The organism is Nannocystis exedens, from assembly GCF_002343915.1.
Classification (GTDB): Bacteria; Myxococcota_A; Polyangia; order Nannocystales; family Nannocystaceae; genus Nannocystis; species Nannocystis exedens.
Genome location: NZ_NETK01000001.1, coordinates 6,097,256 through 6,121,325, shown reverse-complemented (window position 1 = coordinate 6,121,325; position 24,070 = coordinate 6,097,256). Strand labels below are relative to the sequence as shown.

General features: G+C 73.7%; 21 protein-coding genes. 11 read left to right on the top strand and 10 right to left on the bottom strand.

Going from position 1 to position 24,070, the window contains the following annotated elements:
• Positions 1-251: 251 nt before the first annotated feature.
• Positions 252-515, bottom strand: coding sequence for a hypothetical protein (locus tag NAEX_RS24130; protein WP_143140564.1), 264 nt, complete (start codon positions 513-515; stop codon positions 252-254).
• Positions 516-594: 79 nt separating this feature from the next.
• Between NAEX_RS24130 and NAEX_RS48205 the strand changes: the two genes are divergently transcribed.
• Positions 595-834 (top strand): hypothetical protein, encoded by a 240-nt coding sequence (locus NAEX_RS48205; protein WP_143140563.1) that lies wholly within the window; start codon positions 595-597, stop codon positions 832-834.
• A 208-nt stretch (positions 835-1,042) separates the two neighbouring features.
• Here the strand turns inward: NAEX_RS48205 and NAEX_RS24125 are convergent, their stop codons facing one another.
• From NAEX_RS24125 to NAEX_RS24110, 3 genes are all read right to left on the bottom strand, one after another.
• Positions 1,043-2,332, bottom strand: a complete 1,290-nt coding sequence (locus NAEX_RS24125) for a GTP-binding protein (protein WP_096329832.1) — start codon at positions 2,330-2,332, stop codon at positions 1,043-1,045.
• A gap of 126 nt (positions 2,333-2,458) precedes the next feature.
• Positions 2,459-3,562, bottom strand: coding sequence for a hypothetical protein (locus NAEX_RS24120; RefSeq protein ID WP_096329831.1), 1,104 nt, complete (start codon positions 3,560-3,562; stop codon positions 2,459-2,461).
• 761 nt (positions 3,563-4,323) lie between these two features.
• Positions 4,324-5,130, bottom strand: coding sequence for a class I SAM-dependent methyltransferase (locus NAEX_RS24110; RefSeq protein WP_143140561.1), 807 nt, complete (start codon positions 5,128-5,130; stop codon positions 4,324-4,326).
• A 357-nt stretch (positions 5,131-5,487) separates the two neighbouring features.
• Between NAEX_RS24110 and NAEX_RS24105 the strand changes: the two genes are divergently transcribed.
• Positions 5,488-6,135 carry a hypothetical protein gene (locus tag NAEX_RS24105; RefSeq protein WP_096329828.1) on the top strand — a complete coding sequence of 216 codons (648 nt, stop codon included), beginning with the start codon at positions 5,488-5,490 and terminating at the stop codon, positions 6,133-6,135.
• Between the two features lie 164 nt (positions 6,136-6,299).
• Positions 6,300-6,758, top strand: coding sequence for a ribosome-binding factor A (locus tag NAEX_RS48200; RefSeq protein WP_143140560.1), 459 nt, complete (start codon positions 6,300-6,302; stop codon positions 6,756-6,758).
• Between the two features lie 121 nt (positions 6,759-6,879).
• On the opposite strand, the gene NAEX_RS24095 is transcribed toward NAEX_RS48200, so the two are convergent.
• The 6 genes from NAEX_RS24095 to NAEX_RS24055 all read right to left on the bottom strand — a co-directional run bounded on the left by NAEX_RS24095 (position 6,880) and on the right by NAEX_RS24055 (position 15,095).
• On the bottom strand, positions 6,880-8,508 hold the full coding sequence (locus tag NAEX_RS24095) for a hypothetical protein (RefSeq protein ID WP_143140559.1): 1,629 nt from the start codon (positions 8,506-8,508) through the stop codon (positions 6,880-6,882).
• Between the two features lie 110 nt (positions 8,509-8,618).
• Positions 8,619-11,060 carry a DEAD/DEAH box helicase gene (locus NAEX_RS24085; protein ID WP_245913787.1) on the bottom strand — a complete coding sequence of 814 codons (2,442 nt, stop codon included), beginning with the start codon at positions 11,058-11,060 and terminating at the stop codon, positions 8,619-8,621.
• A gap of 762 nt (positions 11,061-11,822) precedes the next feature.
• The gene (locus NAEX_RS50615; protein ID WP_170135963.1) at positions 11,823-12,212 is read right to left on the bottom strand and encodes a hypothetical protein; all 390 of its coding nucleotides are present in this window, start codon (positions 12,210-12,212) and stop codon (positions 11,823-11,825) included.
• A gap of 642 nt (positions 12,213-12,854) precedes the next feature.
• Positions 12,855-13,301 (bottom strand): YciI family protein, encoded by a 447-nt coding sequence (locus NAEX_RS24065; protein WP_096329820.1) that lies wholly within the window; start codon positions 13,299-13,301, stop codon positions 12,855-12,857.
• A 183-nt stretch (positions 13,302-13,484) separates the two neighbouring features.
• The gene (locus tag NAEX_RS24060; RefSeq protein WP_170135962.1) at positions 13,485-13,976 is read right to left on the bottom strand and encodes a TlpA disulfide reductase family protein; all 492 of its coding nucleotides are present in this window, start codon (positions 13,974-13,976) and stop codon (positions 13,485-13,487) included.
• 51 nt (positions 13,977-14,027) lie between these two features.
• On the bottom strand, positions 14,028-15,095 hold the full coding sequence (locus tag NAEX_RS24055) for a DUF3570 domain-containing protein (RefSeq protein ID WP_170135961.1): 1,068 nt from the start codon (positions 15,093-15,095) through the stop codon (positions 14,028-14,030).
• A gap of 137 nt (positions 15,096-15,232) precedes the next feature.
• On the opposite strand from NAEX_RS24055, the gene NAEX_RS24050 reads away from it, so the two are divergent.
• The 8 genes from NAEX_RS24050 to NAEX_RS24015 all read left to right on the top strand — a co-directional run bounded on the left by NAEX_RS24050 (position 15,233) and on the right by NAEX_RS24015 (position 23,600).
• Positions 15,233-15,667, top strand: a complete 435-nt coding sequence (locus tag NAEX_RS24050) for a hypothetical protein (RefSeq protein ID WP_096329817.1) — start codon at positions 15,233-15,235, stop codon at positions 15,665-15,667.
• A complete protein-coding gene (locus NAEX_RS50610) occupies positions 15,664-16,395 on the top strand; it encodes a hypothetical protein (protein ID WP_096329816.1) in 732 nt (243 codons plus the stop codon). Before NAEX_RS24050 ends, NAEX_RS50610 begins: the two co-directional genes overlap by 4 nt.
• Positions 16,290-17,153: a spermidine synthase gene (locus NAEX_RS24040; protein WP_096329815.1), complete on the top strand. Its 864-nt coding sequence runs from the start codon at positions 16,290-16,292 to the stop codon at positions 17,151-17,153. Before NAEX_RS50610 ends, NAEX_RS24040 begins: the two co-directional genes overlap by 106 nt.
• A 299-nt stretch (positions 17,154-17,452) precedes the next feature.
• Positions 17,453-18,376, top strand: coding sequence for a hypothetical protein (locus tag NAEX_RS24035; protein WP_096329814.1), 924 nt, complete (start codon positions 17,453-17,455; stop codon positions 18,374-18,376).
• A gap of 294 nt (positions 18,377-18,670) precedes the next feature.
• Complete coding sequence (locus tag NAEX_RS52210; protein ID WP_143140558.1) at positions 18,671-19,540, top strand: DUF4266 domain-containing protein; 870 nt, start codon at positions 18,671-18,673, stop codon at positions 19,538-19,540.
• Positions 19,541-19,706: 166 nt separating this feature from the next.
• Positions 19,707-20,897, top strand: a complete 1,191-nt coding sequence (locus NAEX_RS24025; protein WP_143140557.1) for a DUF2271 domain-containing protein — start codon at positions 19,707-19,709, stop codon at positions 20,895-20,897.
• 155 nt (positions 20,898-21,052) lie between these two features.
• Positions 21,053-22,255 (top strand): FIST signal transduction protein, encoded by a 1,203-nt coding sequence (locus tag NAEX_RS24020; RefSeq protein ID WP_096329812.1) that lies wholly within the window; start codon positions 21,053-21,055, stop codon positions 22,253-22,255.
• Positions 22,242-23,600 carry a sensor histidine kinase gene (locus NAEX_RS24015; protein WP_096329811.1) on the top strand — a complete coding sequence of 453 codons (1,359 nt, stop codon included), beginning with the start codon at positions 22,242-22,244 and terminating at the stop codon, positions 23,598-23,600. Before NAEX_RS24020 ends, NAEX_RS24015 begins: the two co-directional genes overlap by 14 nt.
• Positions 23,601-24,070 lie beyond the last annotated feature (470 nt).

The window sequence follows — 24,070 nt, the reverse complement described above, 5'->3', positions numbered from 1 at the left end:
GCGACCCAGTAGCGCGATTTGTTCGGTACGACCTCGACGTCCTCGTGCACGCCGAGCAGGCACGGTGTGGGGCCGGAGCTGCGCCCGAGGCTCCGGTCGACCGTCAGGCGGACGCGTCCGCTCGCGCGCACGCGCACGCGCACGCGGAAGCGTCCCTTCACCGGCTTGTTCGAAAGGACATGTCCGTCAAGCCATGCGCGTCCGAACACGACCACGGGCTCGGGGGGGGGGCGGTGGGAGCGCGAGCGCGACTACGTCGAGTCGGTGGTCACCACGGTGTCGCCGCCAGCGGACTCGACGATGAAGACGTCGGGCCGCCACCCGAGCCCGCACGACCCGGGCCCGTGCTCCCACCGCAGCGCGCCCGTCGCGAGGTCGTGGGCGCTCAGCTCCCCGGTCGACGCGCAGATGTAGGCCGTCCGCGCGCCGAGGACCACCTCGCGGTTTCCGAGCCCGACGCTCCATTGACGCGCCTGTGTCGGCAGGTCCCACGCCTCGAGGCGGTTCGCGTTCACGACGAGCTGCGCGTCGCCGCGGAAATCGAGCCGGCGAGGCCCCATCGACGCCGTTCTCGGTCTCGCGGAGCAGGACGACGTGCAGTACATCGAGGAGCGTCAGAAGAACATCCCTCCGCCCGTCAACACCTCTGCGGACGCGCGCGCGGTCCTGTCGACGGGTCCGTACTTCAATCTGAACCTGACTGCGGGTTGGATCGGCCTGCTCGACTCCGGCGTCAGAGACTCTCATACGCTGCTGACGAATCTCGCCTTGCTCCGCGATTTGCGTGAACGGCGGCAGCGACTGCGACACCGGAACGGGTGTCAATGCACGTGATGGTTTCTGGAACCACGGCACATCCAGTGCGTCCGAGCTCGCGGCCAACAGCAACCTCGGCGACGCGAAGGGGCGGGGTGGTGCGGCCGCGGGAGGCGACTAAGTTCGCCATGTCCGGAGGCTAGTGGCCCTCGCCGGGCGCCAACGCGCGATCAGCGTCGCCCCGTCGCTCGCGCTGCACGAAGGGCCGCTGCCACGAGTCGCCGGCTCAGCCGCGCGCCTCGAGCACCCGCCCCATGCCCGCGGTCCCGGCCCAGCGCGCCCGCTCGCCCGGCGGCAGCATGGGCCCCTGATTGCCGTCGCGCAGCAGGAACGTCATCCCGTCCTCGACGTACACCGGCTGCACCAGCTCGACCGCCACCGTCGCGCCCTCGCCGGGCGCGATCGTCTCCTGCCCGAGCACGTCGAAGCGCCCGGCCACCACCGTCGTCCCGAACAGCAGCAGCCCGATGTGTCCGCTGCGAACCGGGGTGCGGCGGCCGTTCTCGCCGGTCGCCAGCAGGTCGAGGTGCGCCGTCAAGCGCTGCACGGCCGTCTTCCCCGGCTTCACCAGCGCCTGGCCGGTGCGCAGCTCTGCGGGCTGCAGCGCCAGCCGCGGCCGCACCAGTCGCAGCCCGACGAACTCGCCGGCCTGGGCCCGCTCGACCTTGCGGCGGTTCATCTCGAGCTTCGACACCTGCACCTCGATCGGCTCGCCGAAGCCCGCGATCGTCAGCGTGTCGCCGGCGCGCACCTGCCCGCGCCGCACCCGCCCGTCGACCACCAGCCCCTCCTGCCCGGGCCGGCGCGAGTACACGTGGTCGAGGTACAGGAGCGGCGAGCCCTGCACGACGTGCTCGGGGATCTGCAGCTCCAGCTCGAGCACCTCGAGCAAGTCGGAGATGCACGCCTCCCACCGCGTGCGATCGCCCGCGAGCGGCGCCGCGGCCCCGCGGATGATGCGGGTCCCGTCGCCGTCGAAGCCGCAGCGGATCAGCAGCTCGCGCACGTCCTGCTCGACCATGTCGAGCCACTCGACATCGGTCACGCGGTCGCACTTGTTCAAAAAGACCACGAGCTGCGACAGCCCGAGCGCGCGGGCCAGCAGCAGGTGCTCGTGCGTCTGCGCCTCCACCCCCTTGGGCGCCGACACCACCAGGATCAGCGCGTCGACCACTGCCTGGGCCCGCGCCGCGTTCTTCAGCCACGGCCGCCAGCCGGGGCTGTCGACGTGGACGAAGTTGCGGTGCTCGGTCGCGTAGCGGACCTCGCTCGCCGACACCGTGCGCGTCTCGATCCGCCCCTCGCCCGGGCTGTGGACGTCGCCGTGAAACACCGACCAGAGCCCGCCGCGCCGCTCGAGCTCGAGCGCCGTCACCGGCCGGACCGCCCCGTCCGTGCGCCGCGCCAGCAGCTCGGTGATCGCCACCGTCAGCGACGTCTTGCCGCTGTGATGATGACCGATGGTCGCGACCGCGAGCGTCGGTCGATTCGGGGCAACTTCGGCGGCGGCGGACATGCGAGGCCGCGATCATAGCGTGGAAGCGAAGCCGTCGTCGCGGGCGTTTTCGCCCTCACAATCTGGCCTTCGCGACATGTTTAAGGAGACATCTTATGTTCGCGAGATCCTGTCCCGCAGGACATCTCATCCCTCGCCGAACACCCGCCCCGCCGCCTGCGCCAGCGGCTCGTACGCCTCGCGGGGTCCGTCATAAAACACGTAGAACGGCTCCACCAGCGCGAACACCTCGCGCCACGTCGCCGCGTCGTCGAGGCTCGCCAGGTGGTGCTCCGCCAGCGAATCGACGAAGCGCTCGTAGAACGCCCGGGCGCGGGCGATCTCCGCCGAACCCAGCCGCCCGCGGCGATTCACCACGAACTCCGTCAAGCGCGAGCGCGTCAGCGCCGACCCGGGCGCCGCGGGGAACCGCGCGAACACCCCGAACTGACCGACCAGCCAGCGGAGGAGCGCCCGCTCGCGCCGCTCCTCGCGCGACGCCGGCGCCGGCGCCTCGCGCAGCCCCGGCTCGACGCGCGTCGCCATCACCCGCGCGAACACCCGCTCGATCAGCGACCCCGGCCCCGTCGCCACCTGCTCCGCGAACGCCTCGACCGTCTCGAGCCCGAGGTCCGCCAGCGCGCGCAGCGGCGCCGTGTCGGCCCACCAGCGCGCGAACTCCTCGGCGCGACCGGTCATCGTCTCCCGGTTGCGCACCGTCCACCGCAGGTCCTCGGCGACGTACGGCTCGTACTTCTGTTGATACTCGCGGAGCGCCGCCTCCGACGCCCCCGCGCGGGCCAGCAGCGCCCGCCATTGCGAATCGTCGCCCGCCACGCAATAGCCGACGTTGGCCGCCAGCAGCGCGCGCAGACCCTCGGGCTGCGACGGGTCGATCTGCGTCGCTGCGAACAGCGGATGCGCGTGTCGTCGCGTCCAGTCGTACCGGGCCCCCGAGCCGCGCAGCGCCTCGACGAACACCATGTCGGCGAGCACCAGCGTCACCGCCTCGGAGATCATGCGATACGCCACGTACACCCGCCGGTGCAGCGCGCTCGCCGTCCCCGTGAACACCAGGTCGGGCATCAAAAAATGCCCGAGGTCGTGCATCATGAAGGTCGCCTCGTGCAGCCCGTCGCGCTTCGGGGTGTACGGGATCCCGGCGTTCAGCCCCGGCCACCAGTAGATCCGCTCGCGCCGGTTCTGCGCCGCGCGGAAGAACACGCCCTGCTCGCTCACCGCCGCCAGCACGTGGTCGATCCCGAACTGCGCCAGCGCCGGGCTGCCGAGCCACGGATTTTTGGCGCACGAACGCCGCCACGTCGTCGTCGAAGTCGATCGTCCGGCTCGGCCCGCGCGGCGTCGCCGACAGGTCGACCCGCTTTTTATAATAGATGCGGTCGAGCAGGAACCGCGAGATCGCCATGTCGCGCGACGACAGCTTGCCCGCCCCGGCGCGCATCTCGCTGTACGTCAGGCCGGTCGCGCGCAGGCGGAAGATCGGGTCCCACCAGCCGCCCGGCTCCTCGCACGCCCCGCGCGAGCGGTCGACGAAGCCCTCGGCGCGGTGTTGATAATGCGCCTCGCGCAGCTCGCCGTCCTCCATCAACCACGCGACGATCGCCGTCACGTGGTCGACCAGCTCGAGGTCGTGTCGCTCGCTGCGGACGTCCGTACCGCGGACGAACATCAGCGCCCGCGCCGTCTCGGCCGTCGCCGCCGCCGCGACCGCCCGCACCGCAATCCCGTAGCGATCGAAGTTGCGCCGCCACTCCTCGGCCTTGCGTGCGTGGTCGTCAGCAGCACGAGCTCGAGCGCCATCGCCGGCCATCCTACCGCGACCGCCGGCCGCCGGCTCGCGCGTCATCGCGCCGCCCGCCCCGCACCTTGGCGCCACGCTTGGCATCTGCGCGCGCCCTTCGTCGGCTCGCCGGTTCGCGCGCCTTCGCGGCCCCTACCATGCCTTTTAGACATGACTCTTCAATCATGTCTAAAAGGCTGTCATGACGCACTCACGCGCGCGGCGCTCCGACCAGCCAGGTCACGCGCATCGGGCTACGGCCGAGCGGCTCCGTCTCGATCTGCCACGTGTAGTCCTCGGCTCCGGGCACCGTCGCCAGCAGCTCGCGCAGCTCGTCGGGCGAGTACACCCGCAAGCACGACACCACCCCGTCCCACGTCGCCACCAGCGGGATCGCCGGCACCACCCACGTCAGCGCCAGGCGCGACCAGCGGACCGGGCGCATGAGCAGCGACGTCGCCAGCACGCCGAGGCTCGTCACCATGCAGGTGGCGATCGACGCCGGGTAGCGGCCGACGCCCTCGAACAAGGCGATCCCGCGCCGCTGCGCGACCGCGTCGGCGAGGATCGCCCGCGCCTGCGCCGGTCGAAAGTGGTGGAAGGCGTTGCACAGCAGGCGAAAGCCGGCGAGCTCGGCCGGGACCGCCGTCGCGTCGACCGGCCGCGTCTCGTGGAAGATCCGCCCGGGCACGGTCGAGGCCGCTGCGGCCATCGCCTCGGCGTTGGGGAACAGGTCGGTGAGGCGCACGCGCACGGGCACGTCGCGCCGGTCGAGCTCGGCGATCAGCGTCGGCAGCGGGCCAGCCGAGCCCGAGCACAGATCGAGGAGCTCGCGCTCGCCGGTGGTCCGCAGCGCGGCCGCGAGGGCGTCACAGAAGCCCTGATACGGCCGCGCGTCGAGGTTGCCGATGTAGTTGAGGTAGCCCGTCACGCCGTCGCGGATCGGCTGCGGCAGCCACGGCTGGTCCTCGATCTCGAACAGGTGCCGTCGCCGGCCCAACAAGCTCTGCCCCGCCATCGCGCGCTCCTTGTGCCTCATCCTAGACCTGCGCCCGGCCGCTCGGGGTGCGCCGGCGTGAACTGTCTCTGGGGACAGATCATCACACCCGCCCCCGGAGCACCTGCGGCGCCCAGATCAGCCCGCTGGCTGCAGAATCCGGGCGTTTTCGCGCCGGTTTCACGCGTTCGGCGATCGCGTCCTCACCGACCGGGGGCCCGCGGCCCCGAGGCTCGAGTCTGCCCGTCCGCCAACGCACGACAAGTCGGCTTCCGTGGCGAGGCGCGGTTGTGTAGCGTGCGGGCAGGGTCGCACGCTGCGCCCGGAAATTCCCGCGGAGACAACATGTCCATTCGTTCCCTTACCTCCTTTTCTCTGGTGACCGTCCTCGCGCTCGGCCTCGCGGCCTGCGGTGACGACGGCAAGCCGAACCTCACCACCGCGACGACGGCGACGACGCCCGGCTCCACCAACACCACCAACCCGAACAACACCACCGACGGCACGGCGACCGACGCGACCGACACCGACGACACCGACGGCACCGACGCCGGCACCGCGACCGAGAGCACCGCGACCGATCCGACGGTCACGAGCACGACCACGCCGACGACCACCGAGGGGCCGGTCACGACGACCACGACGACCTCGACGACCGACGACACCGCCACCGCCACCGCCACGACGGTCTCGACGACCGACGACACCACGACCGACACGACCACCGGCGGGGCCGGCGGCGAGTACGGGGGCTGCGGCGCGATGGGCGAGTGCCCGGCGGGCTCGGACTGCCTCATGATCACCGGCCTCGAGGGCAACTTCTGCGCCCCGCAGTGCGACGGCATGATGTGCCCGCCGACCGGCGCGATGGCGCAGGCCCAGTGCGTGCTCGGCATGGGCATGGGCGAGCCGACCCACTGCGCGGCCCTGTGCCCGCCCGGCAACGACGCGGCCTGCCCGGCCGGGACGACCTGCAAGGAGGTCCCGGACCAGCCGATGCCGATCGGCGTGTGCACCGCGCCCTGATCGCGCGAGCGCGGCTGCGGCCGCTTGCGCGGGGCCACGGGTTTGCATAGCTTCGTGGCCTCGGAGTCGGCCATGCGTGTCTCTCCACATACACGTGTCTGAGCTCCGGATCGCCCCGGCGATCCGGCCCCATGTGTGTGCATGGAGTCCGCAAAGGGCCCCTCATGAATCGACATCGAGACCGCCGGCGCCGTCACGCGCCGGCCACAACTGCATATCCGCGGTCCCCATCATCGCTGCCGGGCGACGTCGACCCCGCCGCGCTGTTCGGGGCGGCCCTGCCGGCCCAGGCGCGGCGCAAGCTCGACCAGCTGTCGCGCCAGGTCGAGGAGCGCCTCGCCCTGGTGCTGGTCGGCGAGATCGACGATCCGCACGTGTCGTCGCTGACCCTGCTCGGGGTCGAGCCCGAGCCTGGCAGCGGCAACCTGGTCGTCGTCCTGGCGCTGCCGGCCGGCGCCGGCGGCGGCGAGGCGCAGCTCGTGATGCGCCGCCTCGACGCCCTGCGCCCGTACCTGCGCGCGGAGATCGCCGGCGCCATCCACCGCAAGCGCACCCCCAACCTGGTGTTCCGGCTGGTGCCCGCGCCGCTCGGCCGCGACCGCGACGAGGAGGTCGAGCGATGACGGGGCCCGACGTCCACCTCGCCGACGGCGTACGCGTCGGCACCGTCGTCGCACGGGAATGCACGGCTCGTCCGCAGCGGCGGGCGAGCCGTGGGGGGTGGCTGCGGCGCGCTCTCGCCGATCAGCCGCCGCCGAGCATCAGGTAGCGGACGTGCGGGTCGAACGCGCCGGCCGGCAGGTGGTAGAGCGCGAGGTGGATCTGCCCGGCCGTGTCGAGACGGGCGGTGGCGCGGTCGGTGAACACGTCGACCGCGGCGACCTGGTGCTCGTCGGGCTGGCTCCCGGGCCAGGCGACCCGCAGCTCCGAGGTGCGCTCCTCGACCTGCGTGTTCCAGTCGCAGAACGGCAGCGGGTTCTGCTCGCACTGCGACACCAGCGTCCCCTGGCGGCGGATCGCCAGGTACAGCGCGCGCAGCTCGGTCTCGCCGGCCACCAGCGCCAGCGGGAAGAGCTGGCGGTAGTCGAAGTCGCAGGTGATCCCCGCCTCCTGCGGCGGCCCGTCGCACACCTTGTCCGCCGGCGAGTTCTCGGCGGCCAGCGTCTCCGTCTCCCACGTCGCCGGACCTGTCCGATGGGCCAGGACGATGTCGTGGTGGACCTGGTCGGCCTGCTTGCGGGCCAGCAGCACCCACGGCGTCGCCTCCGGGCCGACCAGCGCCAGGTCGTGGTGCTGCCGCTCGAGCACGTTCGAGCCGAGCGGCGTCACCACCTCGGCCACCCCGGGCGGCGCGAAGTAGTGCAGCTTCCAGGTCGCGTCGGCGGTCGACCACGACGTGAGGCGCGGCGCGTCGGCGGCGTCGAGGGCCAGGCGCACGTGGATCTCCGCGTTCGTGACCACCTGCTCCTTCGACCATGCCCCATCGAACACCTCGTGCTGGACCGCGAAGTCGCTGTCGACGTGGCCGACGTGCAGCGCCCCGGCGCCGTCGCGGACCAGCTGGTGCGCGCGCACGTGGTTCATCCCGACCAGCGCGCCCTCCTGCGCCCACTGACCGTCCGAATGGCGCCACAGCGAGGTGCCGAACGCGCCGTCGTCGACCATGGCGAACATCACGTCCGCATCGGGGTCGGACGCCAGCGAGCCGGTCGCCACCACCATCGGCGTCGGGGTCGTCGCCCACATGTCCGGGCCGAGGCGCTCGGCGTAGAAGCCGTGGTAGCCGTTGACCGCCTCCGAGTACAGCACCACCGGCTCGCAGTCGCCGTCGAGCGCGATCGCCGGCATGTCGTTGCGGAACTTCTGATTCGCGCTCACGGTCTCGTCGCGCAGCGTCGTGCAGGCCGGCCCGCCGTCCCCGCACAGCGGGACCTTCACCGGGAAGTCGGCCGTCAGGCAGGTCTCCGGCGCCTCGATGTCGCCGGTGGTGGTGCTCGTCGAGTCGGTCGTGCTCGTGCTCGTCGTGCTCGTGCTCGTCGTGCTCGTGTCCGTCGTGCTCGTGTCCGTCGTGTTCGTGCTCGTCGTCTCGGTCGCGCTGACCGCCGTGTCGGTGTCCGGCCCGGTCGTCGTCGTCGTCGTCGTGCTGGTCGTCGTCGTCGACTCGCTCGCGGAGCCGGTCATCCCGTCGGTCGTCTCGTCGCCGGTGGTCGTCGACGTGGTCGGCGTGACCCCGGTGGTCGGGTCGGTCTCGGTGGTGCTCGAGCTGCTCGACGTGGTGGGCGTATCGGTGGTGGCGACCGCGTCGCCGCAACCCGCGAGCGCGACGCACAACAATGGAAGGGAGAGCGAAGTCGAAGCCGAACGAACAGTCATGCGGCGAGCATAACCCTCGCGCCGCGGCGCTCGCGAGGGCGCGCGCGAGTGCAAACGCAAACGTCACCGGCGCGTCGCATCCGCGGCGCCGCGAGCGGGCGCCCGGCCGCTCACCGCAGCAGCTCGAGCAGCTCCTCGCGGCCGAGGCTCGACACCTCGCCCTCGTCGACGGTCGCCTGCGCCAGCGCCCGCTTGCGCGCGTGCAGCTCGAGGATCTTCTCCTCCACCGTGTCCTCGGCGATCAGGCGGTGCAGGAACACCGGCCGCGACTGACCGATCCGGTGCGCGCGCGCGCCGGCCTGATCCTCGATGGACGGGTTCCACCACGGGTCGAGCAAATACACGTAGTCGGCCGCGGTGAGGTTGAGCCCCGTCCCGCCGGCCTTGAGCGAGATCAGCATCACCGGCGGCCCGTCCTCGGCCTGGAAGCGGGCGACCACGCCGGCGCGGTCCTCGGTCGCGCCGTCGAGGCGGACGTGCTCGAGCTCCGCGGCCGTCAGCGCGTCCTCGACCAGGTCGAGCAGGCTGGTCCATTGCGAGAACACCAGCGCGCGGTGGCCCGCCGCCGTCACCTCGGAGAGCTGCGCCAGCAGCAGCTCGATCTTGCTCGAGCGCGTCGCCTCTTGCCCCGGCACCAGCGCGCTGTGACAGGCCGCCTGGCGCAGGCGCAGCAGCAGCTCGAGCGCCTCGAGCATCCCGCCGCCCGACTGCAGCTTCGGCAGCTCGAGCTCGGCCGCCACCCGCAGCCCGTCGTAGACCCGCCGCTCCTCCGCGTCGAGCGTGCAGCGCAGCACGATCTCCGTCAGCGGCGGCAGCTCCGGCGCCACCTCCTGCTTGCGCCGGCGCAGCACGAACGGCCGCAGCCTGGCCTGCAGCTCGGCCGTCCGCGCCGCTCGCCCCTGCTCGACCGCCTTGCCGTACCCCGCCACGAACTCGCGCAGCTGGCCCAAGAGGCCCGGGTTGAGGAAGTGACACAGGCTCCACAGCTCGGTCAGGCGGTTCTGCACCGGCGTGCCGCTGAGCGCCACCCGCCAGCCCGCGCGCAGGCCGAACGCCGCGCTCGCGGTCGCGGTGGTCGGCTCCTTGATCGCGTGCGCCTCGTCGAGCACCACCGTGTCCCATGTCTCTCGGGACAGCTTGTCGCGGTCGAGCCGCAGCACCGCGTAGCTGGTGATCGTCACGTCGGCGGTGGGTTCGAGGCTGCGCTTCGGGCCGTGGTAGAGCGCCGCGCGCAGGCCCGGGCGGAACCTCCGCGCCTCGGCCAGCCAGTTGTGGAGCGTCGACGTCGGCGCCACCACCAGCGTCCGCCCGCGCACCGCCGCGAGCGTCTGCAGCGTCTTGCCGAGGCCCATGTCGTCGGCGAGCAGCGCCCCGATGCCGGCGTCGCGCAGCAGGCTGAGCCAGTCGACGCCGCGGCGCTGGTAGTCGCGCAGGGTCGCCGTCAGGTCGGCCGGCAGCGTCGCCGCCGGCAGCGTCGCCCACATCTCCTCGCGCGACAGCGCCGCCAGCCCGGCCAGCTCCGGCGGCGGCGGCACCTGCAGCGCCTCGCACAGCGCCGCCGCGGCGGTCCGGGCCCAGCGCGGGCGCTTGCCGTCGGCGCGCCGGGCCGCCACGAATTGCTCGAGCATCGGCCCGTAGCGCTCGAGCCAGTCGCGCGGCAGCCACACCAATCCGCCGTCGTCGGCCTGGAGCGCGTATTGCCCCGAGCGCCACGCCTGCACCACCCGCGCCGCGTCGACCTGCGTCTCGCCGGCCCCGCTCGGCGCGCGGAACGTCACCTCCGGCTCCGCCGCGTCCGGCTGCCCGTCTTGCGCCGGTGGGGCCTCCCAGCGCGGCTCCAGCGTGCGCTTCTCGGGCTCGCGCGCCTCCGGCGAGTCCGCCGGCGATTGTGCAGAGTCCGCCGCCTCGACGCGGACCACGAATCGCAGCACTTGCCCGACCAGCGCCAGCTTGCTTTGGACGAACGTGCGCCCCTCGATCGCCGCGCCGGTGGAGACCCGCAGCGGCGCCGCCTCGACCGCGATCGGCGCGCCGTCGAGCGTCACGTCGAACGCCCCCACCAGCCGCGCGACCACGAACTCGGCGATGTCGGGGTAGATCGCCAGCACCTCGGCGCCCGCCGGCATCGCCGACAGCAGCGGATCGTCGGCGTCGATCGCCCCCTTCTGCACCACCTCGCCGCCGGCGCCGACCGCCACCACGCGCAGCACCAGCTTGTCGCCGGCGCTCTGCAGGCGGTAGCCGAGCTTCAGCGCCTCGGCGACCTGCGGCCCGATCTGCTCGAGCAGCCCGCCCGCCGTGTGCAGCACCAGCGCCGCCGCCACCACGTGCTCGCACGCCGGCCCCGCCCCGCAGTCGCAGCGCCACGCGTCCCAGGCCCAGCGGACCTCGGCCCGCACCCCGCTGCCGGCCAGCCGCGCGATCGCAAACACCCAACCCCCCGCGTCACACGCCTGCACCCGCGCCGCGCCCAGGCGCGCCAGCTTCAGCCCGCGGTGCCACGCCGCCGGCGTCGCCGCCCGGTGAAGAGGTTCGAGGAGCTCCGTAAACACGCGCCCACGGTGGTACCACGCCCCGTCCTGCCGGTCAGCGCGCGTTTTCGCGCTCGCGTCCGCGGCGCCCCGCTCCTGCGTGCGCCGATCGTGGCTCGTCAGCACGCCGTCGGCTCGGACGAAGGTGGCAGAGTCCGTGCTGTGTGCGCTCGTCACGGCCATGGCCGGCGTGAGGGAGCAAGGTCGGCGACGCCTCGCCCGGGGCGACGCCACGCGCCTCGAAATCGACGCAGTCGGCGGAGAGCAAGGATGGCGATGCCGCTCTCCTTGCGCTCGACACAGTCCTCCCTGGCATGAGAGCGACGACGAGGCCTCGCCCCGGCGACATCACGCTCGTCTGCTCGCCATCGACACAGTCGTTCCTGGCACGAGAGCCATGAGGGCCGCCTCGCCCCGGGGGCACCACGCTCATCTGCTCGCAACCGGCACCGTCCTCCCTGGCGCGAGCGCGACGATGGCGGGACCACGACCGCCTGACGCAATCGTCACGGTCATCCCTGGCGATCACCGCATCTGCTCGCCATCGATCCGGTCATCCTGGCGCGAGCGCGACGATGGCGGCACCTCGGCCGCCCGACGCGATCGTCATGGTCATCCCTGACGCGAGAGCCACGATGCGACACCTCTCGCCCGCGCGACCCCCTCGCCCCTTCCGGCGAGCCCGGCGGTGCGCTCCCTGACCTTCATCCGCGCCATATCGCCGCAACGGCCGCCGCTCGCGGTCGCGAACGGCGACCCGCTTCCGGCGTGTGCCCGGGCGGCTCAGGACGCCTTCGGCACGATCCGCGAAAGCACCAGGATCGGCCCGCCGAACGACAGCATCACGCCCTTGCACTGCAGCCGCGTCTCGCCCTCGAGCTCTTCTCCGACCTTGCAGTCCGTGAGCTTGTTCTTGACGTCGTCCAGCTTGCTGTCGCGGGTCAGCCGGACCTCGCCGATGCAGTAGGTCTTGCCCGCCTCGACCTCGGTCGCCGGCCCGTCGGCGCCCGCCGTCACCGTCACGTCGCAGTTGCCGGTCGGGGCCGGCGCGTCGGTCTTCGCCGGCGCCTTGGCCGGGGCCGGCGCGTCGGCCTTCTCCGGCGCCTTGGCCGGCGCGGCCGCGGTCTTGCTCGCGGGCGAGCTCGTGTCGGCACAGGCAGAGGCGAGCAGCACGAATGCTGCGAGACAGCGGAGGCGTGGAGTGAAGCGTTGCATGCAGGATCTCGGAGGCGAGCGAACATCACCGCCCGGCGCCTGTCAATCGGGGCTCCGGGTCACCGCGCTCGCGCCCGCGCAGGTTTCCTGCGCGTCGTGCCGGGGGCCCGATGCACCTGTCGTCCGTCGCCAGCCGCGACGAGGGCGTCGCGCAGGCGGTACGCCTCGCCTCGATCGAGGCCGTGCGCTCGCGGTTCGATCCGCCGCGCGGCGCACCGATGCCCGCGGACCACGGCGTCGCCCGCGAGGCCGCCGCCAGCGCGGGCTCCTTCTTCGACGAGCGGCGCTGGCTGGCCCGGGCCCCCGCGGCCTCGCCTCGACGACTCGGTCGAGGTCCGCGGCCCCTGTTCTCTTTCTCTTTCTTTTAAAAAAATTCGCGAGTGCGGCGCAGCCTCCATGCACCGACTCGCGAATGAGAGCACTCGCCCGGCCGGGCGCCTCCCTGGTCGCGACCGGTGAATGTCCGCACTCCCGATCGACGGCCTCCTCATGGCCGCGAATTTTTAGAAGTGCATCCACCGACCGGTCCCCGGTCGGGCGAGCGCATCGACGGCGGGGGCGGGCGCGTCCTCGGGCGCCGGCCGCCGCGCGGCGACCTCGTCAGCTCGCCGACTGGCGGCGGGCCAGCTCCTCGCGGAGGGCGTTCTCGCGGGCGGCCTCCTCGGGCGACAGCACCTCGGGCGGGAAGTCTTCGGTATCGAACACCTGGCGGACGTCGACGGTCCACGTCTCGTCGCTCTCGGGGTCGCCGGGGATCTTCATGACCCACTCGATCGCCTCCTCCTTCGAGCGGGTCTGGAACAGCCAGTAGCCGGCCATCAGGTCCGGCGTCAGCGGGAGCGGCCCGTCGGTCACGGTCGGCGGCTGGCCGGGGCGGAACGTCACGCGCGCCCCCTTCGAGCTCGGCTGCAGGCCCTCGCCGCCGAGCAGCACGCCCGCCTTGACCAGCTCCTCGTTGTAGCGGCCCATCGCCTCGATGAGCTGCTTGCTGGGCATCGCGCCGGCTTCGGACTTCGCGTTGGCCTTGATGATGATCAGAAATCGCATGGTCGTGCTCCGCTTGTGGGTGTGGTTCGGATGCCGGGCCCCGGTCCGTCCGGACCGGGTCTGCGCCCGGGCTGCACCTTCACGTCGAACGGCCGCCGGCTCGATCGACACGACCGGCGAATTTTTTTCAAGCCGCGCGGAGCGCCAATTCGCCGGCCGCCCGCCCGGCTTTTCGGGACGACCTCAGCCGCCGAGGCGCTGCGTCACCTCGGCCTCGAGCTCGGCGATCTTCACCTCACCGGCGAACACCTTGGCGACCTTGCCCTCCTGGTCGACCACGTAGAGCGTCGGCATCTTCGGCGGCGACCACGACTTCGCCAGCGCCTGGCCCTCGTCGAAGATCATCGGGAACGACACCGGCACGTCGCGCAGGAACGCCTCGGCGTCGCCGCGCGCCTCGTCCATGCTGACGCCGATGAGCTCGAGGCCGCTGGCCTGGTGGCGCTTGTAGAGCGCCTCGAGCTCGGGCAGCTCGCGCCGGCACGGCTCGCACCACGAGGCCCAGAAGTCGACCAGCACCAGCTTGCCGCGCATCGCCGCCAGGTCGACGGTGGTGCCGGCGCCGGCCAGCGCCGGGCCCGACAGCGCCGGCGCGGGCGCGTCGGCGGAGGCCGGGGCGCCGCCGCCGGGCGCCTGGGTGGCCGGCTTCGGCTCGCAGGCGGAGAGCAGGAACATGGCGAAGAGGACAGGTCGTGAACGCATGCGTGGGCTCCGGGGACGGCCGTGTCAGTAGCGCCCGCCGAGCATGGCCGACAGCTCGAGGGCGAACACCCGCGACAGCCCGACGAAGTCGTCGTAGCCGATCCGCGTGCCGGCGACCAGCGCGCCGACCTCGATCGCGCCGCGCTTCAACGGCCTGGTGTACGTGCCGTGCAGCGCGAGCCGCTGGCTGCCGAGCGACGACAGCTCGCGGTCGCGGGTGAAGTAACCACCTGGCCCTGGGGACATGTAGCGGGCGCGGTAGAAGAACGTCGACGACTGCGCGTAATGGCGGTACTCGAGCGCCAGGGTCGCGCCGCGGGCCGGCATCACCGCCAGGTCGACCGACGCCGTGTGCGAGCGCAGCTGCCACGAGTCGTAGTAGAAGCGGTAGGTCGCGCCGAGCGAGACCTTGCGGTGCAGCGCCTGGCGGCCGCGCAGCACCCACGCGTGGCGGTTGCGCCGGCGCGGGTGCACCTCGGGCAGGCAGAACTCCGCCGTCTCGTCGCACAGCCCGTCGCCGCTGCCGACGGCGACGAAGCGGTACGGGCTGGCCATGTAGCCGAGCGCCCCGCGCAGCTCGTAGGCGAATTGCAGCAGCGTCGTCTTCGTCAACACGAAGGTCGCGCTGACCAGCGCCCCGCCGGCCCGCAGCGGCTCGCGGAAGGTCGGGTCGCCCGCCCGGCCGACGCGGTCGAGCGCGCCGAACAGGCGGCCGGCGAGCGTGATCGTCCGCTGCGCCAGGTCGACCTTGCCGCCGAGCGTCGCGCTGTTGGCCAGGTAGTCGGGCTCGTGGGAGAAGCGATACGAGGCCGCCCACGCCGTGTTGCCGCGCTCGCGCTCCACCCCCACGACCCCCTCGTGACGGTTCTCGCGGACCATCGGCGTGGCCGCCGTACGAATGTCCACCGACGCGCTGGTCCACGCGTCGAGGCTGTAGCTGATGTCGAGCTGCGTCTGCGGGCTGCCGAGCTGCTGCCGCACGTGCGCCCGCGGCGAGATCACGGTCGTCCGGTCGCTGTCGCTGCGCACGTAGATGCCGCCGCGGAGTTGCCCGCCGATCGGGGCCGGCTCGGCCGCGAGGACCAGAGCCACGCTCAGGGGGATCCACCTCATCGCCGGCGAATCGACGCGCGTAAATCGCGCGATACCCCGAATTTAATTTTGAAATCCATTTTCAGATCGGAGACTATCCGGCGCGGCGTTTGCCGTCAACTCTGGAGTTTTAAGACATGGCCGATAAGGCACGTCCCACGCTCGTCCTGCTCCTCGGACTCGCCGCATGCGGCGGGCTCGGGAACACCGGCGACAGCGAAACCAACAACTTCACGACGGCCGTGCCGCCGTGGATGGGCAGCGAGAGCGAGAGCGACAGCGGCAGCGGCAACGTGGTGCCCGGAGCGACGAGCACGTCGACGAGCGGCGCCTCGGCCAGCGACAGCGCGACGACGGACGCACCGACGACGTCGACCTCGACGTCGACCTCCACCTCGACGTCGACCTCGACGACCGCGCCGCCCGACCCGACCGGCGCGCCGAAGCTCGACCTGCCGCCGGAGATCACCACCGGCGACACCGACAAGGACAAGGACAAGGACGACGACAAGGACAAGGACAAGGACAAGGACAAGGACGTCGACACGACCACGTTGCCTGCCCCGCTGTGACCGCCGGCCGCTCACCCTCGGCCGCGCGCGAGGCGGCGACGCTGCTGCTGGCCGGGCTGTGCTTCGGCGCCAGCCAGCAGCTCGTCGTGCGTGAGCTGGTCAGCCTGCTCTACGGCGAGGAGGTGGTGCTGTTGTTCGTCTCGGCCGCCGCGCTCGCGGCCGCCTCGCTCGGCTATCGGCTCGGCGCCCGCCTCTCGCCCCGCGCCCTCGCCCGCCTGCTGCTCGCCTGCGGCGCCCTGCTGTTGCTGTCGCCGGCCCTGCCGCGATTTCTCGTCGCCGGCCTGTGCCTGCTGCGCGGCGACTCCGGCCCCGAGCTGCTGATCGTCCTCGCCCTGCTGACATTCGCCGCCGCCGCCCCGTTCACCGCCGTCGTCCCGGCCCTGCTCGACCGCCACGAACGGCCCGACGACCGCCTGGCTGCGCTGCGCCGCGGCTACACCGCCGAGCTCGTCGGCTTCGGCCTCGGCAGCGCCGCCGCCCTCGCCCTGGGCGGCGCCCCGGCCTGCGCTTCGCCGTCCTCGCCGCCGCCCTCGTCGCCCTCGTCCACGTCGCCCTCGACCGCCGCGCCGTCACCTTCGCCTGCACCGTCGCCGCCGCCCTCGCCTGCGCCACCCATGCGCCCATGTCGAAGCTCGGCGCCGATCTGGTGTACCGCCACAAGCACCGCCTCCCCGGCGCCGAGGTGCTGTGGTCGGTCGATTCGCCGTACCAGCGGGTCGAGGTCGTGACCGCCCCGGGCCGCGGCCGCATGCTCTACCTCGACGGTCTGCGCGACCTCGACGACCGCGACCTCGGGGCCCTCAATCACTACCTCGCGCGCGCCCCGGCGACGCTGGTCCGGCCGAAGCGCGCGCTGCTGGTCGGCAACGGCACGCTGTCGATGGTGCCCGAGCTGTCGCGCCTGTCCGAGCATTTGACGACGGTGGAGATCGACGCGGCCGTGGTCGACGCCGGCGCCCGGTTCTTCACCCCCGGCGAGCCGCTGGCCCGCCTCGCCAATTGGCGATTGGTGCTGGCCGACGGCAAACAATACCTCGCCGCCACCGAGCGCCGCTTCGACCTGATCGCCGTCGACGTGCCGTCGCCGCTGACCCTCGGCGAGGCCTATCTACATACCCGCGAGTTCTATGCGTTGTGCCGCGCCCGCCTGAATCCCGGCGGGGTATTGGCGATCCAGCTCAGCGGCCCGCTCGGCGCGGCGACCCGCACGCCGGCCCGCCTGGTCGCGTCGCTGCGCGCCGAATTTTTCGAGGTGATGGTCGCCGACAGCGAGACCGCCGAACGCGCCTTCGCCTACGCCGGCGACGACCTGCCGTTCACGCCCGCCGATGTGCAGGCCGCCGCCGTCGCCGGCGAGCGCCGCCTCGACGTCCTCGGCGGCCCCGAGCTCGACGCGCGGATCGCCGGCGCCGTCCCCCTGACCCTCGACGACCTCGACCTCGTGCTCCGCCGCGGCGCCGAACGCCTGCGCGAGCGGTATCTATAATCCATCCATCGGACGACCACCATGCCCCGCGCCGCCGCCACGCCTGCTCTCGCCGCGACCGCCGTCGCGGCTCGGCGCGCGCTCGCAACCTCCCTCGCTCCCGCCAGGCCCCGCGCCGCCGCCACGCCTGCTCTCGCCGCGACCTCGGTCGCGGCTCGGCGCGCCCTCGCAACCTCCCTCGCTCCCACCAGGCCCCGCGCCGCCGCCACGCCTGCTCTCGCCGCGACCTCGGTCGCGGCTCGGCGCGCCCTCGCCCTGACCTTCGCCCTCCCGCCGCCTCCGTCGCTCTCGTGACCCCCATGCCCCGCGCCCTGCCCTCCGCCACCCTCGTCGGCGTCCACCTCGGGCTGCTGCAGGCCGGGCTGCTGCTCACCCTGTCGCGCGCGCTGTCGGCCGCGCACACGACCTACGCGCTGGTGTTGACCGCCTGGCTGGCCGGCTCGGCGCTCGGCTTGTGGTCGCGCGCGCCGGCCCGCGACCTGCCCCGCGCGCTCGGGCTCGGGCTGTTCGCCTACGCCGCCGCCGCCGTGTCGCTCGGCCGCGTCGACTTCGCCGCCGCCAGCCCGTGGTGGTTCGCCCCGGCGGTCGCCGCTGCCGGCCTCGCCTCCGGCACCTACTTCGCCGCCGCGGTCGCCGGCGGGGCCGCGACCGCCCGCGTGTTCGCCCGCGAGACCGGGGGCTTCCTCGCCGGCACGCTGCTGGCGGCCGCCGGCTACGCGTTCCTCGGCCGACCTGCCCTCTTGTACATGCCCCTCGTGACAGGTCTGCTCGCCCTCGTCGGCCGCCCGCGCGCCGCCGTCGCCGCCGCCCTGCTGCTGCTGCCCGGCTGCGACGACCCGGTGCGGGTGGTGCCCGCGCCCGACCGCGCCCGCTTCGGCGCCGAGGTCTATCCGGTGCTGCTGCGCGACTGCAGCTTCCCGGCCTGCCACGGCGACCCGCGCCGCCCGCTGTTCGTCCCCGGCCCCGGCCGCACCCGCCTCGGCGAGCCGGAGTCGCCGCTCGACGCCCCGACCCGCGCCGAGGTCGACCTCGCCTACGACCGCGCCCGCGCCTGGCTGCTCGCCGAGGGCGACGAGCCGCCGCCGCTGCTGCACAAGCCGGGCCCGCGCGCCGCCCACGAGGGCCGCGACGAGCACGGCCGCAACGTCTACGAGGACCCGGACGCCCCCGGCCTGGCCGTCCTCACCGCCTGGGCCGAGGACACGGAGGCCCCCGCGCCGTGACCTCGCCTCACTCATGGCCCGCGAGACATGCTCGATCGAGCATGTCCGAACATACACAGCGGCGCTCCGCGCCCGCCATGGCCGCCGGCCGCGCCGCTGCCCCGCCTCTGCGCGCTGCCCCCGGCCGTCCTCACCGCCCGGGCCGAGCGCACGGAGGCCCCCGCGCCGTGACCCCTCGCCGTCCACGACCCTCCCGCCCTGGCCGTCCGCACCGCCTGGGCCGAGGCCGCGGGCTCTCCGCGCCTCGCTCCTTCGGCCGCTCCACGAGGCCGGCGCCCGCCCGCAGGTGACCCGATGATCCGCCCCGCCCCGCTGCTCGCCGCGCTCGTCGCCCTCGCCCCCGCCGTCGCGGCCGCCTACTCCTCGCCCGCGCTGTACACGGCCGACCCCGCGCGCCACGGCGGCGCGGGCGGGCGGATCTTCAGCGGCAGCCCGGGCGACGGCTTCACCTGCGCGGTCTGCCACACCGGCGGCCCGACCCCGACCCCGGAGATCCGCGGCGGCCCGGGCGGCCCCTACAAACCTGGCGCGACGTACATGTTCGAAGTGACATGGCCCGAGGACGTGTTCGGGATCGTGCTCGAGGCGACCGATCCGAGCGGGGCCCCGCTCGGCACCCTGCGCCTGCCGCCGCCCGACGTGCTGCAGGACGACGAGCGCTGCCCCGGCGGGCGCGCGGCCGAGTGGATCGAGTTCCCCGAGGGCGACCCGCGCCAGGCGGTCGCCGTCAACGTGTGCGGCTCGCACCGCCTGCGCGTGCAGTGGACCGCCCCCGACGAGCACCTGCCCGGCGCGATCTACATGGCCGCGGTCGCGGCCGACGACGACGGTACGCCCGCCGGCGACGGCGCGGCCGCGTGGGAGTTCCCGGTCGGCCCGCCGCCCGCCGAAACCGGCTGCAACGCGGCCGCAGGCGCCCCGCCGTGGTGGGCCCTGCTGCTGCTGACCCGGAGGCGCCGCCGCGCCGCCGCCCTGCTCGGGGTGCTGTCTCTCGGGACAGGTTGCGCCCGCGTCCAGCCGTACGAGCGCGGCCGCCTGGCCCAGCCCGACATGCAGCTCAACGGCGACGGCGACCTGTCCGCCGGCCCCGAGCACGCCCTCGACTACCGCGAGGGCTCGGCCGGCGGCCTCGGCGGCGGCGGCGGAGGTTGCGGATGCAATTGACGCTCCTTCCTCCTCGCGGCCTCGCCTCGCCTGCAGTCGCGGATGCGACGGAAGCGCCCCATGCGGCGCCGCCGCCTCGCCCTCGCCCGTGGAGGTCGCGGATGCACCGGCTCGTCATGCCGCGCCGCCGCCTCGCCGACCTCGCTCTCGCCTGCGGAGGTTGCGGATGCCATTGACCCTCGTTCCTCCTCGCTGCCTCGCGGCCCTCGCCCTCGCCCTCGCCTGCGCGCCCGAAGGCGGCGCCCGCTTCGACTACCCGCCGACCACCGCCGGCGCCAGCGAGGCCACCGGCTCGACCACCGCCTACACGACCGGCGGCGACGACTCGCGGACCTCCGGCGGCCCCGGCCTCCCGCCGCCGCCGACCACCGCCGACCCGAGCGGCGCCACCGACAGCGACACCGGCGGCTCGATCCCCGCTGCCCTGATCCCCGCCAAGGCGACCTGGCGCTGGCAGCCGCTCCAGGCCGCCGTCGACGGCGACTGGAAGGTCGCCGGCTTCGACGACTCCACCTGGTCCGAAGGACAGGCGGCGTTCGGCGACGGCCCCGGCGACGCCACCCCGATCGACGTCGCCACCGCCCCGCTCGGCCTGCGCCTGCGCCACACCTTCACCGTCCCCGCGGCCGCCGACGACGTCCTCCTGCGCGCCTACCTGCGCCGCGGCGACGGCGTGGCCGTGTGGCTCAACGGCGCCCCGCTGCTGCGCTCCAACCTCCCGCCCGACCCGCTGGCGGCCGACACCCGGGCCCAGTCCGACCTCAAGGGCAACGAGCCGCTGCGCTACATCCGGGTCGCCGCCCCGCACGCCAGCCTGCTCGCCGGCGACAACGTCGTCGCCGTCGAGGTCCGCCGCTACCAGGCCGGCGCCGCCGGCCTCGGCTTCGACCTCCAGCTTGACGTTTGGGACATGTCCTACGAGCCAGCCGACACCCTCACCGCCCAGGTGCGCACGCGCAGCTACGGCGGCGAGTACGCCGACGAGCACGTCGGCGCGGCGTGGATCGAGGGCAGCGGCGGCCTGGTGCGCACCCTCGCGGTGTGGGCCGAGGTCCGCGAGCAGCACCTGATCCGCTGGCGCTCGCTGTCCGACGGCGACAACGCCGACGCCATGACCTCGGCCACCCGCGGCTCGCACCGCACCACCGACCTCTCCTGGGACCTCAAGGACCGCCTCGGCCAGCCGGCCGCGCCCGGGGCCTACAAGCTGGTGGTCGAGTTCACCGAGGACAACTCCAACGAGGGCGCCCCGCCCGGACCTGTCCTCGAGATCCCGTTCACCCTCGGCGGCGGGCCGCACCTGACCGAGGTGCCCGCGCATCCGCAATTCGCCGACGGCCTGCTCGTGGCTCCCTGACCCCGAAGGCGGGCGACCGTGCGCGCGTCGTCGGGGTCCGTATGGACGGCGACAGGGGGCCGCACCGAGTCGCCGCCGTTCACACGGCTGTCCGCACGCGATCGGCCCCGGCTGCGCGTGCGGAGGCCAGTTCGTCGCCGCTACAATCGGCGTGAATGGAGATTGCGACCAGCACGACCTCCACGGCCGACTCGCGCCGCGCCGCCGGCGAAGCGTACGAGGCCCTGCTGGCCCGCCTCGGCGGCCCGCCGGACCTGCTGGTCGTGTTCCCCACCGTCGGCCACGACCTCCCGGCCCTCGTCGCCGCCCTGCGCGAGCGCGCCGGCGACGTGCCGATGCACGGCGCCACCACCTGTCAGGGCGTCATGAGCGAGGCCGGCTTCGTCGGCGAGGCCGGCCTCGCGCTCGGCCTGCTCGGCATCCGCGACCCCGGGGGCGACTACGGCGTCGCCGCCCGCGCGATCGGCGACGACCCGCGCGGCGCCGGGCGGGCCGTCGTCGGCGCGGCGATCGCCGCCGCCGGCCGCGACGGCGAGCCGCCCGCGCTGGTGTGGCTGGCCGCCGACCCCGGCTTCGAGGAGGCCGTGATCGCCGGCATCCAGGACGTCCTCGGCCCCGACGTCCCGATCGCCGGCGGCTCCGCGGCCGACAATGAGGTCGCCGGCCGATGGCAGGAGATCGCCAACGGCGAGGCCCTGCGCCGCGCCGTCGTCGTCACCGCCATGTACCCCTCCGGCTCGATCCACCTCGCCTTTCACAGCGGCTACTCGCCGAGCGAACACAGCGGCGTGGCCACCCGGGCCGCCGGCCGCACCCTGTACGAGATCGACGGCCGCCCCGCCGCCGAGGTCTACGACGCGTGGACCGGCGGCGTGCTCGGCGACGTGCGCGGCCGCGGCGGCAACGTCCTGCGCCGCACCACCTTGCACCCGCTCGGCCGCGTCGCCGGCGAGTACGGCGGCCTGCCGTTCCACCGCCTGTCGCACCCCGACTCGGTCACGCCGGAGGGCGCGCTCACCCTGTTCACCGAGATCGAGGCGGGTGAGCGGCTGATCCAGATGGTCGGCACGCGCGAGAGCCTGGTCTCGCGCGCCGGCCGGGTCGCGCGCGCGGCCATGCGGGCCGGCAACCTCGACGCCCGCGAGCTCGCCGGCGCATTGGTCGTCTACTGCGCCGGCTGCATGCTCACCATCCAGCGCGAGATCGGCGACGTCGCCGTCGAGCTCGCGCGCGAGCTCGGCGGCCGGCCGTTCCTCGGCACCTTCACCTTCGGCGAGCAGGGCTGCTTCGTCAATCGCCGCAGCCACCACGGCAACCTCATGATCTCCGTCGTCGTCTTCCGCCATGGCGAACGCTGACCGCGAAACCAACCTCGAGGATCGCGTCCGCGAGCTCGAGCAGCGGCTCGCCCGGGCCGAGCGGGCGCGGCTCGCCGCCGAGGAGGAGGTCGCCGAGCTGCGCGTCGAGCTGGCCCACGCCGGCGAGCGCGGCCGGGTCGCCGCCGCCCACACCGAGCGCTTGCTCGAGGGCCTCGAGGTGCTCGGCGAGGCGCGCGACGCCCTGTCGCTGTTCGCCGAGGTCCTGCGGGTGCTCGGCGACGTGCTCGAGTTCGACGCCGCGTTCGTCGTCGGCTTCGCGCCCGAGGTCGCGCCGCAGATCGTCTCGGCCACCGACGCGCGGCTGCGCCTGATCGCCTGGCCCGGCGGGGCCTTCACCGACCGCGTGCTCGCCGGCCGCACCGTCGCCCTGTTCGACCTCGCCGGCAACCCCGAGTGGCGGCGCGTCGACCCGGCCCTGCGCGAGGCCTACACCTCCGCGCTGCACGTCCCGCTGCACGCGCTGCACTCGCAGGCGATGCTGGTCTGCCTCCACCGCCGGCGCGGCTTCTTCACCGCCGACCGGGTCACGCGCGCGCGCCGGTTCGCCGCGCTCGCGCGCCAGGCCCTGCAGACCGCCGAGCACCTCGTCGACCTCGAGGACGACCGCGGCCGCGCCGTCGAGCTCAGCCGGGCCAAGAGCAGCTTCGTCGCCAGCATGAGCCACGAGCTGCGCACCCCCCTCAACGCGATCATCGGCTACTGTGAGCACCTGATCGAGGACCCCGTCGCCCAGCGCGGCCCCGAGCTGGGCGAGACGCTCGGGCGCATCGACCTCTCGGCGCGGATGCTGCGCGAACTCATCGGCAACGTCCTCGACCTCGGCAAGATCGAGGCCGGGCGGCTCGACCTCCACGTCGGCCCGGTCGCGGTCGCCGAGGTCTGTCGCCTCGCCCTCGTCACCGCCCTGCCGCTGGCCGTGCGCCGGGGCAACGTCATCCGCGTCGACGTCGGCACGGGCCTGCCCGAGCTCCGCAGCGACGCCGGCAAGCTGCGGCAGATCCTCGTCAACCTGCTCGCCAACGCCTGCAGCTTCACCGAGGCCGGCGCGATCGACCTCGTCGTCCGCGCCGACCGCCGCGGCGAGGCCCTCGTGTTCCAGGTCCGCGACACCGGCCAGGGCCTCACCCCCGCCGAGTCCGCCGCGGTGTTCCTGCCGTTCGCGCAGGCCGGCCCCGTCGACCCCCGCCGCCTCGGCGGCACCGGCCTCGGCCTCTCGATCGCCAAGCACTTCACCGAGCGGCTCGGCGGCACCATCGACCTCGACAGCGCCGTCGGCGTCGGCACCACCTTCACCGTCCGCCTCCCGCTCGCCGGCCCTCCCTAGCGGCCCGCGATCGGCATGTCTCTTCGGACAGAAGAGATCTCACGCCCCCCTCGCGCATGTCCTCAAAAACATGCTCGAAAGGACATGTCTATGTCGACATCTCGCCGGCGGGCCGCAGCTCCGGCCCGCCGCGGCCGGCTCCTGACCACCACGCAGCGCCCGGCCGCGCCCGGGGGATCGCTCCGCCGGCTCCAGGACGACGTCCGCGGCGCGCTCCGACCGACGCCCCGGCCCGCAGCGGGATCGACCGCCGCGACCTCGCATTGCCACCACACGAACGACCTCGCCCCCGCTCGCGGGCACGGCTCGTCGCTGTCACATCGGACATGTCTCGAAGGCAGTTTATCCTCCACCCCCGCCGGGCCTGCCGGCCCGGGCGCCGTCTCGAGCCCCGATCTCGCGTCCCACCGCGTAACCGGGGCGGCAGCAATGTGGGCACAGGTGATGCCTACACCCCTGCGTCGCGACCC

Excerpts from the sequence above, each read along its gene's own strand:
- NAEX_RS24065 (WP_096329820.1), bottom strand. The coding sequence starts at position 13,301 with ATGCGATTTCTGATCATCATCAAGGCCAACGCGAAGTCCGAAGCCGGC.
- NAEX_RS24050 (WP_096329817.1), top strand. The coding sequence starts at position 15,233 with ATGGCCGATAAGGCACGTCCCACGCTCGTCCTGCTCCTCGGACTCGCC.
- NAEX_RS24125 (WP_096329832.1), bottom strand. The coding sequence starts at position 2,332 with ATGTCCGCCGCCGCCGAAGTTGCCCCGAATCGACCGACGCTCGCGGTC.
- NAEX_RS24020 (WP_096329812.1), top strand. The coding sequence starts at position 21,053 with ATGGAGATTGCGACCAGCACGACCTCCACGGCCGACTCGCGCCGCGCC.
- NAEX_RS24025 (WP_143140557.1), top strand. The coding sequence starts at position 19,707 with ATGCCATTGACCCTCGTTCCTCCTCGCTGCCTCGCGGCCCTCGCCCTC.
- NAEX_RS24035 (WP_096329814.1), top strand. The coding sequence starts at position 17,453 with ATGCCCCGCGCCCTGCCCTCCGCCACCCTCGTCGGCGTCCACCTCGGG.
- NAEX_RS24095 (WP_143140559.1), bottom strand. The coding sequence starts at position 8,508 with ATGACTGTTCGTTCGGCTTCGACTTCGCTCTCCCTTCCATTGTTGTGC.
- NAEX_RS24040 (WP_096329815.1), top strand. The coding sequence starts at position 16,290 with ATGTCGAAGCTCGGCGCCGATCTGGTGTACCGCCACAAGCACCGCCTC.
- NAEX_RS52210 (WP_143140558.1), top strand. The coding sequence starts at position 18,671 with ATGATCCGCCCCGCCCCGCTGCTCGCCGCGCTCGTCGCCCTCGCCCCC.
- NAEX_RS24110 (WP_143140561.1), bottom strand. The coding sequence starts at position 5,130 with ATGGCGGGGCAGAGCTTGTTGGGCCGGCGACGGCACCTGTTCGAGATC.
- NAEX_RS24015 (WP_096329811.1), top strand. The coding sequence starts at position 22,242 with ATGGCGAACGCTGACCGCGAAACCAACCTCGAGGATCGCGTCCGCGAG.
- NAEX_RS48200 (WP_143140560.1), top strand. The coding sequence starts at position 6,300 with ATGAATCGACATCGAGACCGCCGGCGCCGTCACGCGCCGGCCACAACT.
- NAEX_RS24060 (WP_170135962.1), bottom strand. The coding sequence starts at position 13,976 with ATGTTCCTGCTCTCCGCCTGCGAGCCGAAGCCGGCCACCCAGGCGCCC.